This is a genomic window from Pseudomonas sp. P108 (genome assembly GCF_032613195.1).
GTDB lineage: Bacteria > Pseudomonadota > Gammaproteobacteria > Pseudomonadales > Pseudomonadaceae > Aquipseudomonas.
In genome coordinates this window covers 222,437-234,664 of record NZ_CP126691.1, presented here as the reverse complement: position 1 = coordinate 234,664, position 12,228 = coordinate 222,437, and the positions used below count along the sequence as shown (strand labels likewise).

At 60.4% G+C, this 12,228-nt stretch carries 10 protein-coding genes; 5 read left to right on the top strand and 5 right to left on the bottom strand.

All coding sequences use genetic code 11. The features are described 5' to 3' along the window. Positions 1–51 precede the first annotated feature (51 nt). Complete coding sequence (locus QOM10_RS01005; RefSeq protein WP_127925406.1) at positions 52–960, bottom strand: TauD/TfdA dioxygenase family protein; 909 nt, start codon at positions 958–960, stop codon at positions 52–54. A 182-nt stretch (positions 961–1,142) separates the two neighbouring features. Here QOM10_RS01005 and QOM10_RS01000 point away from each other — a divergent pair, with 182 nt between their 5' ends. Continuing rightward, positions 1,143–2,063, top strand: a complete 921-nt coding sequence (locus QOM10_RS01000) for a LysR family transcriptional regulator (protein WP_007917649.1) — start codon at positions 1,143–1,145, stop codon at positions 2,061–2,063. Between the two features lie 117 nt (positions 2,064–2,180). On the opposite strand, the gene QOM10_RS00995 is transcribed toward QOM10_RS01000, so the two are convergent. Continuing rightward, positions 2,181–3,194: an ABC transporter substrate-binding protein gene (locus tag QOM10_RS00995; protein WP_150750239.1), complete on the bottom strand. Its 1,014-nt coding sequence runs from the start codon at positions 3,192–3,194 to the stop codon at positions 2,181–2,183. 308 nt (positions 3,195–3,502) lie between these two features. Between QOM10_RS00995 and QOM10_RS00990 the strand changes: the two genes are divergently transcribed. The 3 genes from QOM10_RS00990 to QOM10_RS00980 are packed head-to-tail and all read left to right on the top strand — an operon-like array spanning position 3,503 to position 7,538. Next, a complete protein-coding gene (locus QOM10_RS00990; RefSeq protein WP_150750240.1) occupies positions 3,503–5,101 on the top strand; it encodes an ABC transporter permease in 1,599 nt (532 codons plus the stop codon). Next, the gene (locus QOM10_RS00985) at positions 5,098–5,913 is read left to right on the top strand and encodes an ABC transporter ATP-binding protein (RefSeq protein WP_316917430.1); all 816 of its coding nucleotides are present in this window, start codon (positions 5,098–5,100) and stop codon (positions 5,911–5,913) included. Before QOM10_RS00990 ends, QOM10_RS00985 begins: the two co-directional genes overlap by 4 nt. Before the next feature lie 14 nt (positions 5,914–5,927). After that, positions 5,928–7,538 (top strand): arylsulfatase, encoded by a 1,611-nt coding sequence (locus QOM10_RS00980; protein ID WP_316917429.1) that lies wholly within the window; start codon positions 5,928–5,930, stop codon positions 7,536–7,538. A gap of 215 nt (positions 7,539–7,753) precedes the next feature. On the opposite strand, the gene QOM10_RS00975 is transcribed toward QOM10_RS00980, so the two are convergent. Next, on the bottom strand, positions 7,754–8,824 hold the full coding sequence (locus tag QOM10_RS00975; protein WP_150750243.1) for a fatty acid desaturase: 1,071 nt from the start codon (positions 8,822–8,824) through the stop codon (positions 7,754–7,756). A gap of 100 nt (positions 8,825–8,924) precedes the next feature. On the opposite strand from QOM10_RS00975, the gene QOM10_RS00970 reads away from it, so the two are divergent. After that, a complete protein-coding gene (locus QOM10_RS00970) occupies positions 8,925–9,929 on the top strand; it encodes an AraC family transcriptional regulator (protein WP_316917428.1) in 1,005 nt (334 codons plus the stop codon). 108 nt (positions 9,930–10,037) lie between these two features. On the opposite strand, the gene QOM10_RS00965 is transcribed toward QOM10_RS00970, so the two are convergent. Both QOM10_RS00965 and QOM10_RS00960 read right to left on the bottom strand, forming a co-directional pair. Next, positions 10,038–11,423 carry a heavy metal sensor histidine kinase gene (locus tag QOM10_RS00965; RefSeq protein WP_316917427.1) on the bottom strand — a complete coding sequence of 462 codons (1,386 nt, stop codon included), beginning with the start codon at positions 11,421–11,423 and terminating at the stop codon, positions 10,038–10,040. Further along, on the bottom strand, positions 11,413–12,093 hold the full coding sequence (locus QOM10_RS00960; RefSeq protein WP_316917426.1) for a heavy metal response regulator transcription factor: 681 nt from the start codon (positions 12,091–12,093) through the stop codon (positions 11,413–11,415). The genes QOM10_RS00965 and QOM10_RS00960 overlap by 11 nt, the downstream gene beginning before the upstream one ends. Positions 12,094–12,228: the final 135 nt, after the last annotated feature.

Genomic DNA, 12,228 nt, shown 5'->3' with positions numbered 1-12,228 from the left:
ATCGGCTCCCTCTCCCTCTGGGAGAGGGCTGGGGTGAGGGGCTGTTGATCTTCAGTCACGACCTTTGATGGTTTGACTGCGCTGCCCATTCGCGCCCACCGGGACTTCACCCTTGAGCGTCACCCGACGCACCACCCGATCCTGCGTACCGTAATCATCAATCGCATAATGCTGCGTCGAGCGGTTATCCCAGATCGCCACATCACCGGCCTTCCAGCGCCAGCGCACGGTGTTTTCCTGGCGGATGACATGGCTCTGCAGCAAGCCGAACAAGTGCGCCGAATCCGCCTGCGAATAACCCTTGATGCGTTTGACGAAATGCCCCAACAACAAGCTCTTTTCGCCACTGATCGGATGCACGCGGACCACCGGGTGCTCGGTCTCGTAGACGGTGGAGGTGAAGACCTTGCGATAGCGCTCCAGCTTCTCCGCCGAGACGTCCGGCTTGGCGCTGGCGTAGTCGTATTCGTTGCTGTGCACGGCGACCAGTTTGTCGGCCAGCTCACGCAGCTCGGTTGGCAAGCCGTTGTACGCCGTCGCGGTGTTGGCCCACAGGGTGTCGCCGCCGAATGCCGGGGCCACCACCGAGCGCAGGATCGAGGCCTTCGGGTAGGCGTCAACGAAGGTCACGTCGGTGTGCCAAGAGTTGGCGCGCTGGCCCTCGGCACCGTCCAGCTCCAGTAGATAACGCGTGCCTTCGCGAGACGGCACGGTCGGGTGCGCCACGGGTTCGCCGAGCAAATGGGCGAAGGCTTCCTGGCGCTGATCATCAAGCTGGGTCTGCTCACGGAAGAACACGACTTTGTACTCAACCAACGCCTGCTGAATCGCTTCGACGGTGGCGGCGTCCAGCTCACCGGACAAATGCACGCCACGGATCTCGGCGCCGATACGACCGGCCACCGGATGGATTTCCAGCGCGTGGACAGCGGGTTTAACTGCGAGTGCGGCATTGCTCATGGGTAGACCCTCATCGACTGCTTACGGTTTGGACGGCAGCGAAACAACGCTCTATCTATATTCCATTTACATCTAATAGATATTCACATGCTTCGTTGACGGAATAAGAACTTGCATTTAAAACCTCTAGCAACCCTCGTCGCAAATGCCTTCGAGCTATTTTTAGGATGCCGGAAAAGCATATGGATCTTCGCCAGTTGCGGTACTTCATCGCCCTCAACGAACACCGCAGTTTTGTCCGTGCGGCGGACGCGATGGGCATCACTCAACCAGCGTTCAGCCGCAGTATTCAGGGGCTCGAGCAGGAGTTCGGCTGCGTGTTGGTAGATCGCGGCAACAAGGATCTGCGCCCCACGCCCGAAGGCCAGGTGGTGCTGCAACACGCCCTGAGCCTGGTGCAGGGCGCAGCCTTGCTCAGTGCTGAAGTGACGCAGATGACCAAGCTCGATGCCGGTGAAGTGCACTTCGGTTGCGGCCCGGCGCCGGCGGTGAAACTGGTACCGGACGCCGTGGCGCAATTCATCAATGCGCACCCGAAAGTGCGCACCTGTTTTCAGGTGGATAACTGGGAAAAACTCAGCCGCGCACTGAGCCGTGAAGAGATCGAATTCTTCATCGCCGACATCCGCCATTTCGAGTCCGATCCCAACTTCCAGACCCAGGCACTGACGCCCAAACGCGGCGTGTTTTTCTGCCGGCCGGGGCATCCGCTATTGGCCAAGGAAAGCCTGTCGACCAACGACATGTTCGACTACCCGTTGGCGACGACGCTGATCCCACCGGGCATTCGAAAATTGCTGGCGAACCTCAGTGGCCGCATCGATTTTTCCCCGACCATCGAGACCGAGCATTTTCCGGCGCTGGTAAAAGTGGTGCTGCAATCGAATGCGATTGGCGTCGGTACGGAAGAGGCGTTTGTCGAGGACATTGCCAAGGGTTCGCTGGTGTTGCTGCACTGGCGAAATTTGCCGCAGAACCTGGAGAGCATGAATGCGCGGTGCGGGATTGTCAGTCGCACCGGATTTCGGCTGTCGCCGGCGGCGCGGGCGATGATCGAGACGTTGGTCGCGGTGGATCGGCAGGAGGTCAGCGTCGCCGTTTAAGGGGATCGTTCCCACGCTCTGCGTGGGAATGCAGCCCGGGACGCTCCGCGTCCCAAAGTGGACGCAGAGCGTCCATTGATGCGTTCCCACGCAGAGCGTGGGAACGATCGGTGTACGTTAGAGCTTGGCCGCCGCCAACTCAGGCGCCACCCAATCATTCACCTTGAACGGCTTGCGAATCAGCTTCTGCTGCGCCGCCAGATCGACTTTGTCCTGCAAGCTGCCAAGGAACACCGGATCCAGCGTCGACGGGAACACTTCGCTCAATTTCTGATCCTTCAGATCTTCGGTGAGGATTACCGGCGGATAACTCGCCAGCCCCGAAACCAACTGCACATAGGCAGCCTTGTTGCTGTCCTGGGTCAGCCACTCCACTGCCTGCTGCTGCGCCTTGAGCAATTTAGCCACCGCCTCCGGATGTGCATCGACAAACTTGCCGGTGCCGACCAGAACCGATTGGACGCTGCCAGCACCGCCGAGATCTTTGGTGTTGAGCGGCAACTCGGCCAAACCCTTGATCTGCAATGCTGCCAACCCGGAACTGCCCCACGATGCATCGATCTGCTTCGCTGCCAACGCAGCGGTCGCGCCAGTGAAGTCGAGGTTGATGACTTTCAGATCCTTCTCGCTCAAGCCCTGGCTGGCCAGTGCCGCATCAAACGACAACTGCGTTGCGGTGCCCCGAAAGATCGCCACGCGCTTGCCTTTCAAATCCTGCAGGGTCTTGATTCCGGAGCCCGGCACCACGCCCAGATACTGCTTCACCCCACGCGCCGTGGCACTGAGCAAGCGGGTGTCGAGGCCATTGGACTTGCCGATGATTGCCGCCAGATCGCCCAGATACGCCAGATCAACCTGGCCATTGGCAAATGCCTCGTTGATCACCGGCCCCGCACCTTTGAAGAAACTCCACTGAATCTTGATGCCCTGATCGGCAAAGGCTTTTTCGAGGATCTGCTGATCACGCAATACGTCAACCACCCCGCCGCCGCTGTGCTGGGTGCCGGCACTCAGGTCGGGCACGGCGATTCTGATTTCCTTGAGTTCGTCAGCGTGGGCGGTGAACGCCAGCAGGCCCGCCAGAGCAGGAACGGCAAACAGACTGAAAACACGTTTGAAGGGGAGGTTCATGGGTGCAGCTCCTTGATCACGACAGGCGTTGAGGAGCCGAAAGTAGGCCGAATGAATACCTTCGCTTAAATACTATAAATGCACATTTTTATAGCTTTTAACGCTAAGCAAGCAACAACGGGGCTTGCAGCGGCGTATGCATTAACAGCATCGAAAATATTCTTCGAATGCATTGGATGCGTGTGGGCTGGAAGCCTTAAATGGCCTCGCTTATCTCTTAAAAGAATCCATATCGATATTGTTATAACTTTTTGTTTTTAGCTAATTCCGCTAAAGATCTTGAGCCAACCCGACAACGGAGGTCACCCATGGCCCGCCAATCCTTGCTCAGTCTCCCACTCCCCGCGCCGCCGCTGAAAAGCCGCCGTACCTGGCCCAGCCTGAACCAACGCCTGTTGCCGTGGCTGTTGCCGCTGAGTCTGTTCGCGCTGTGGTGGCTGGCCGCGCGCAATGAGTGGATGAGCGAACAGATCCTGCCCGCGCCCTCACTGGTGTGGAACAGTGCTGTCGAGTTGTCGCAGGGCGAGCTGTGGAGCCATTTGTGGATCAGTCTGCAACGTTTGTTCTGGGGCCTGCTCGCGGGGGTTTCTGCGGGGGCATTGCTCGGTGCAGCGCTGGGATTCAGTCGTCGTCTTGAACGCTTGATCTTCCCGACCTTCGCCGGGCTTTCGCAAATACCGACGCTGGCGTGGATTCCACTGTTCATGGTGTTTTTCGGTATCGGCGAGGTGCTGAAACTGGTGGTGCTGATCAAAGCGGTTGTGGTGCCGGTGACCCTGCATACGCTGGTCGGCGTGCGTGACGCCCAACCGAAATTGCGTGAAGCCGCCGCGGTTCTGCGTCTGCCGCCGCACTTGCTGGTGCGCCGCCTGGTGTTGCCCGCTGCTCTTCCCGCGTTTATGGCTGGCGTGCGTCTGGCACTGGCCGCCGGGTGGACCTCATTACTGGCGGTCGAACTGCTGGCCTCCAGTGAAGGCATTGGTTACCTGATGGTCTGGGCGCGACAGCTGTTCATGCTCGATATCGTTTTCGTCTGCATCGTGGTGATCGGGTTGATTGGCGTGGCAATGGATCGCGGCATCGGTCTGCTGGACAAAAAACTGGTGCACTGGCCGCATCCGGCCACCGCCGAAATTCGTCGCGGCCCGCGTTATGACGGCTGGCAGCGTCTGCAGCCGTGGCTGCTGCCGCTGGGCTTGTTGGCGCTGTGGCAATTGGCGAATGAACTGCAGTGGGTCGATGCCAACATTCTGGTCAGCCCGCTGGCCGTTTTGAGCACGGCATGGGACGGCCTGCTTGATGGCACGTTGATCAGCGGTATGGCCCTCAGCCTCGGTCGCACCCTCGGCGGTTTGCTGTTGGGCGGCGGACTCGGTTTCGCCCTCGGTTTGCTGCTGGGCTTGTCGCGCACCAGCGAACGACTGCTCGGTCCAACCCTCGCCGCCCTCCGCCAGATCGCCATTTTCGCCTGGGTGCCGCTGCTCACCGCGTGGTTCGGGCTGGGCGAACTGGCGAAGTGGGTGTTCGTCGCCCTCGCCGCGTTCTTTCCGCTGTTTATCGCCACGCAACGCAGCGTCGCCAACCTGTCGCCACAACTCAGCGAAGCCGCCCAAGTGTTGCGCCTGAGCCTCGGCCAACGCCTGCGTCGACTGGTGTTGCCGGGCGCTGCGCCGGGGATTTTCGCAGGCCTCAGATTGAGCCTGATCTACGCCTGGCTCGGCACCATCGGTGCGGAATATTTCATGCCGTCCAATGGCGGCATCGGCAGCCAGATGATCGGCGCACAACAGTTGTTGCGCATGGATCTGATCATGGCCGGCATGCTTTTCGTCGGTCTCACCGGCGCCCTGCTCAACCTCATTGGCCAACGCCTGGAAATTCGCGCGACCCGCTGGAGACACGCATGAACGCACCGATTGTCAGCTTTAAACACGTAGGCAAATCCTTCGACGTCGACGGTTTCGAACTGGAGGCGATTCGCGAATTCAACCTGGACATTGCCGAAGGCGAATTCGTCGCCATTGTCGGTTCCAGCGGCTGCGGCAAATCTACCTTGCTGCGTTTACTGGTGGGTCTTGATACGCAGTTTCGCGGGCAGATCACAGTCGACGGCAAAGCCGTCAGCGGCATCGGCGGCGAGCGCGGCATCGTCTTTCAGGAGCACCGTTTGTTTCCGTGGCTGACCGTCGCGGACAACATCGGCCTGGGTCTGGTCAACGAGCCGCTGAGCGCTGCGCAGAAGCAACAACGGATCAACGACTTCATCGAGCTGGTCGGCCTGCGCGACTTCACTCGCGCCTATCCGCATCAACTATCCGGCGGCATGGCCCAGCGCGTGGCGATTGCTCGCGGCCTCGTCGCCAGCCCGCGCATTCTGCTGCTCGACGAGCCCTTCGGCGCGCTCGATGCGCTGACTCGCCAGCAGATGCAGGACGAGCTGTTGGCGATCCGTGATCGCGCGAAAATCACCACGATCCTCGTCACCCATGACGTCGAAGAAGCGATCTTCCTCGCCGACCGCGTGGTGGTGATGGAGCCGCGTCCGGGGCGGATCAAGCACGTGGTCGACATCGCCCTGCCGCACCCGCGCCAGCGCAGCAGTTTCGACTTCCATCAGCTGCGTGAAGAGCTGCTGCACGAGCTGACCAGTGACGACCATTACCAACCGAGCGTGCCGGTGCAGATCCGCGATCTGCCGCTGACGTTCATTGCCTGCTGAACAGGAGTTTTGCGATGCCGCAACGTCCCAATTTTCTGGTGATTCTGGCCGACGATTTAGGCTTCTCCGATATCGGCGCGTTCGGCGGCGAAATCGCCACGCCGCACCTTGATGCCCTGGCCAACAATGGCCTGCGCCTCACCGATTTTCATACCGCACCGACCTGCTCGCCGACCCGCTCGATGCTGCTGACCGGCACCGACCACCACATCGCCGGCATCGGCACCATGGCCGAGACGCTGACCCCGGAACTGATCGGCAAACCGGGTTATGAGGGCTATCTCAACGATCGCGTGGTGGCGCTGCCGGAGTTGCTGCGCGACGCCGGTTATCAAACATTGATGAGCGGCAAATGGCACCTCGGTTTGAAGGCTGAACTGGCGCCCCATGCGCGGGGTTTCGAACGTTCGTTTTCGCTGCTGCCGGGCGCGGCCAACCACTACGGTTTCGAGCCGACCTACGATGAGCAAACGCCCGGTCTGCTGAAATCCACTCCGGCGCTGTACATTGAGGACGATACTTTCCTGCATGAATTACCGAAGGACTTTTATTCCTCCGATGCCTTCGGCGACAAGTTGCTGCAGTACCTCAAGGAACGTGACCAGACCCGGCCGTTCTTCGCCTATTTGCCGTTCTCCGCGCCGCACTGGCCGTTGCAGGCACCGGCCGAGATCGTCGAGAGATACCGTGGCCGCTATGACGCCGGCCCCGAAGTACTGCGCCTGGAGCGTCTGGAAAAACTCAAAGCCCTCGGCCTGATCGAACCGGACGTCGAGCCGCATCCGCTAATTCAGTTGACCCAGCAGTGGGATGCGTTGAGCGAGGAACAAAAACAGATTTCCGCTCGGGCCATGGAGGTCTACGCGGCGATGGTCGAGCGCATGGACTGGAACATTGGCCGGGTTGTCGATTATCTGCGCCAGCAGGGGCAGCTCGACAACACGTTCATCCTGTTCATGTCCGACAACGGTGCCGAAGGTGCGCTGCTGGAAGCGTTCCCCAAGTTCGGACCGGAACTGGTGACGTATCTCAGCCAGCATTACGACAACAGCCTCGACAACATTGGTCGGGCTAATTCCTATGTCTGGTACGGGCCGAACTGGGCACAAGTAGCGACCGCGCCGTCACGGTTGTTCAAGGCATTTACCACTGAAGGCGGGATTCGCGTGCCGGCGCTGTTGCACTATCCGCAATTGGCGATCAAAGGGCAGATCAGCCATGGCTTCGGCACGGTGATGGACATCACGCCGACCATTCTCGATCTGGCCGGCGTGCGCCATCCAGGCAAGCTCTGGCACGGCAAACCGGTGGCGCCGTTGCGTGGCAAATCCTGGTTGGGATTCTTGTCGGGTGAGACTGCGCAGGTGCATGACGAGCACACGGTGACGGGTTGGGAATTGTTCGGGCGCCGGGCGATTCGGCAGGGGTCTTGGAAAGCGGTGTGGATCCCGGGACCGGTCGGGCCGGCGACTTGGCAGCTTTATGATTTGGCCAGCGATCCGGGAGAGATTCATGATCTGGCGGTTAGTCAGCCGGAGAAGCTCAGCGCGTTGATTGGGCATTGGCAGCAGTATGTCGAGGAAACCGGGGTTATTCTCAGTGAGTCGCCGTTTCAGCCGGATTGAGGCGAAGATCAAAAGCCCCTCATCGGAACGCCGCCCGCCCATCCCTCTCCCAGAGGGAGAGGGGGCCGACCGAGGTGTCTTTCGCTATACATCGACCTGAAAAATCGGGTCGATTATGGATTCACTGAGGAACATTCAGGTCGGCGTACTTCCCCAATATCCCCCAATCGTTCCCCTCTCCCTCCGGGAGAGGGCTAGGGTGAGGGCGCCTTCTGTCAGGCCTCCACCGCCTCCCCAGACACCGCAACTTCATCCCGACGAACAAACCGGTTCGCCCGCCCGAACGTCCCAAAATCATTAAACCGAACCCCCATCTCACGCATCACCTTATGCGCCACCGGCACGGTCATCTGGCGAATGTAAAACGGCTCCTTCACGACAAAATGATGGATCCCGTGACTGCTGCCAAAATTGAAGCAGAACGCCTGCAACGGCCACAGCCACCAAGGGTTGAGCACCTGACACTGCTGCAACACATTGCCCGGCTCGACATCGCCGTAGTAATGCATGTTCGAGCTGATGAAGTGCAGGCAAAAGGTGCGCAACACGTTCGGGCCGATGATCACCACGGCGGCGATATCGATCACCTGCATCACCGACAACGTCGTCGCTGACCATTCGATCGGCGAGCCCAGCAGATAGGCGATGCCATTGGCCGCGTGAAAACCGAGAAACACATACCACGCGCCCCAATGCACCAGCGCCAGCGGCGCATACACCTTCAACGTGCGCTTGATGATGCTGAACTTGTGCGCCCAGGTCTTGGCCCGCAGCATGCGGATGAAAGCTGACATGACGTTGTCGCCAACCATCAGCAAGCGCGCGAAGCCCCACGGCTCGCCGTTGGTGATCGCACGTTCTTCCATGTCGGTTTCTGTGCCAGAAACCTTGTGATGATTGAGGTGCAGATGCCGACGAATCCACGGGTTGATCGTGCTCGGCCGCGCCAGCCAGACCAGGCCCATCATCAGGTTGTGCGGCACACGCTGCTTGCGGAAATACATGCTGTGGATCAGGTCATGCTCAAGCTCATGGGTCAGCGACGCGAAAAACGCATTGAGCAACAGGCACGCCCACCACGCCATGTGGCCGCTGATGTACAGCGCCGCCGAACCAATCATCCCGATCAGGGCAAAGGCCAGAATCCCCGCACCCAGCGCATCCTGATGCTTGAGAATCGGGTAGCGCTCGCGCAATTCGACGCCTTTGGCCAGCACCACTTGGCGAATATGCGCTGATCGCTGGGCCGCATTGTGTCGCTGGGGACTTGCAGAAGTACCGTCCATGCTTCCATCCTCGGGTTTATGATGTTCGCATCGTGCCTCGCCAAGGCTTCAATTGCGGTAGCCGAGAACGCCAACCTGTTGACCGGAAGCGCCAATCAGCATGAAGGAACCGACCTCCCTCGCCAGCTGGACCCGTGCCTTGCGCAAGCAACTCGATGCGCTGGGGCTGGACAGCATTGCCCTGTGCCAGCAGGCCGGGCTCGACCCGAATTTGATGGACGACCCCAACGCGCGTTATGCGCTGTCCGGCACCACGCGCCTGTGGGAAATTGCCGTGCAGGTAAGCGGCGATCCGGCGATTGGCTTGCGTGTGTCACGTTTTGTCAGCCCGACCACGTTCCATGCCCTCGGTTATGCGCTGGTCGCCAGCGGCAGTTTGCGCGAGGTGTTCGAGCGCATCGTGCGCTATCACCCGGTGGTCAGCGACGCGCTGGAACTGGAGCTGAGCCGCAGCGACGACCGCTATCAATTCCGTCTGAAAATTCCGTCAGGCAATCCGGCGCCGGCCTTCGAAGCCATCGATGCGTTTACCGCGATCTACGTGCGCACCTGCCGCAATCGTCTTGGTCGCGATTACGCGCCGCTGGCGGTTTATCTACGCCGCCCGGAACCGAGCGATGCGCACCAATGGCACAAGGTCTTCCGCGCCCCAGTGCATTTCGGCTGTGCCGAGGATCGCCTGGAGTTCGCCCTCGCCGACTTCGACAGCCACCTCGACGACGCCAACCCGGAACTCGCTGAACACAATGAAGCCGTGCTCAAACGCACCATGGCCCAGCTCAAACCGCTGACCTGGGAGCGCAAGGTGCGCGATGCCATTGAAGAACAATTGCCGGAAGGCGAGCCAAGCGCAGAGCGGATAGCCCAGGCGTTGCACCTGAGTTTGCGCAGCCTGCAAAGGCATCTGGCGGATGAGGGTTGTCGCTTTGATACGTTGCTTAACGAGAGCCGGGAGAATCTGGCGTTGCTGCACCTGCGCGATCCGCAGTGCTCGTTGAGTGAAGTGAGTTATTTGCTCGGGTTTGCCGACACCAGCAGCTTCAGCCGCGCGTTCAAGCGCTGGACGGGGCTGACGCCGGGGCAGTTTCGCGATGGGTTGCGCTGACTGATTCCAGGGTTGGGTCGTCAGCTCCCACGCCTTCGCGAGCAGGCTCGCTCCCACATGTGAAACGCATTCCAAATGTGGGAGCGAGCCTGCTCGCGAAGACGTCCTTCAATTCACCACAAAACCCAGCTCAAAAACCGTACCCGCCGCATCACTGTTCACCCACACCTGCCCTCCATGCAACAGCATGATCGATTGCACGATCGCCAATCCCAACCCACCCGAATCCCCCGGCTCCGCGCGCGAAGGATCAACGCGGTAGAACCGGTCGAACAGCTTGCCCAGATGCTCCGACGCAATTGTCGGCCCGAGGTTGTGCACCTGCAACCAGCACCAACCCGCCTCATCGCGGCGACGCAGGCTGATCACGGTTCCGGAGTCAGCGTGGCGCACGGCATTCGCCAGCAAGTTGCCCAGCGCACGTTGCAACAGTTGCTGATCGGCAAGCAGTTCGCCATGCAGTCGATTGTCCAGACGCAACTCGCGGTCATCGGCCAAGGCTTCAAAGTAATCACACAGTTCACCGCCAATGCTGTGCAAATCCAGCGTTTGCAGATTAAGCGCCCTCTCGGCCTGCTCCGCGCGGGCAAGAAACATCAAGTTCTCCGCCATGCGCTTGAGCCGTTCGAACTCTTCCATGTTCGAGGCCAGCACTTCCTGATACTCCTCGGTGCTGCGCGGATGATTCAGTGCCTGCCCGTTGCTTGCCAACAAGGTGTGCAGCGGCGTACGGATCTCGTGGGCGAGGTCAGCGGAAAACTGCGAGAGACGCTGCACGCTGTCGTCGAGCCGCGCGAGCATGCCGTTGAGCGCCTGTACCGGTTCAAGCAGTTCAGCGGGCGTGCCATGGGCGGGCAACCGTTGATCGAGGCTGCGCAGATCGATGCCGCGCACCGCTTCGCTCAACTGACGCAACGGTTGCAGGCCTCGGCGCAGCAATAGCAAGCCCAAGGCAAAGGCGAGCAATGCACCGAGGCCAACTGCCAGATAAAGGCGTAACCGGTAACTGGCGAGCATCTGTTCGCGTTCACTCAGTACCTTGCCGGCGATGACGGTCAGCGGCTCACCGTTCGGACCTTGCGCTTCGCCGGACAACAGCGCTAGCGCAGCACCGTCCGACGCTTGCCACGTCAGCACGTCGCGGCGCTGCGGCGTTTGCTCGCGGGGGATCGCGTTGAGGGTTGGCAGATCGCGCTGACGCGGGTTGATGGCGATCACACTGGAGCCATCGGCGCGGCGCACCAATAGCAGGCTGTCGAGATTGCCGAGCATGTTCTGATACAGCCGCGGCCGTGCCTGCAAGGCATCGAGGCTGTCGCTGTCGGCGAGCAAGGCGCGCACTTGCTCCAGTCGTCCAAGCAATGCGAGGTCGTCGCGGTAGGCGATTTCCGAGGCCAGCGAGCGGTAGAGAAATACGCCGATAGCACTCAACACCAAGGCGCAGACCAATGCGAACGCCAGCGCCAGGCGCCAGGCGATCGACCTAGAGCGCATCGTCAGGGGCTTCCAGTTGATAACCGACACCGCGCACGGTGTGGATCAGTTTCGGCATGTAGGGATCATCGACTTTGGAGCGCAAACGACGCACTGCAACCTCGACCATGTTGGTGTCGCTGTCGAAATTCAGGTTCCACACCTGCGAGGCGATCAGTGTGCGCGACAGCACTTCGCCCTGGCGACTGGCGAGCAGTTGCAGCAGGGCGAACTCCTTGTTGGTCAGGGCAATGCGCTGGCCACCGCGACTGACGCGGCGGCGCAGCACATCGATTTCCAGATCGGCAATGGTGTACGACTCCGCTTCGCGCATTGGCCCGCGCCGCAGCAACGTGCGTACCCGCGCGAGCAGTTCGGCGAAGGCGAAGGGTTTCAGCAAGTAATCGTCGGCGCCCAGTTCGAGCCCGCGCACGCGGTCTTCGATGGCGTCCTTGGCGGTCAGGAACAATACCGGCGTGGCGCCGCGCTGACGGATCAGTTGCAACAATTGCCAACCGTTGAGGCCTGGGAGCATCACGTCGAGGATGATCAGGTCGTATGCCTGCTGCTCGATATAGTAGCGCCCATCGAGGCCATTGAGCGCCACGTCCACGGCAAAACCGGACTCGCCCAGGCCTTTGGCGAGGAAATTCGCGGTTTTGGCTTCATCTTCTACGACCAGCAAACGCATGGCACACCTCGATTGATCAGGCACACAGGCTAGGCGCCTTCGGCGGCGTTGCCCATTACAAACTTGTAATCAGACTGACGAGGTTCTGACGAAGACCGGCGATTAAGGTGGCGACCTTCGCTTTTGGAGGCTGTC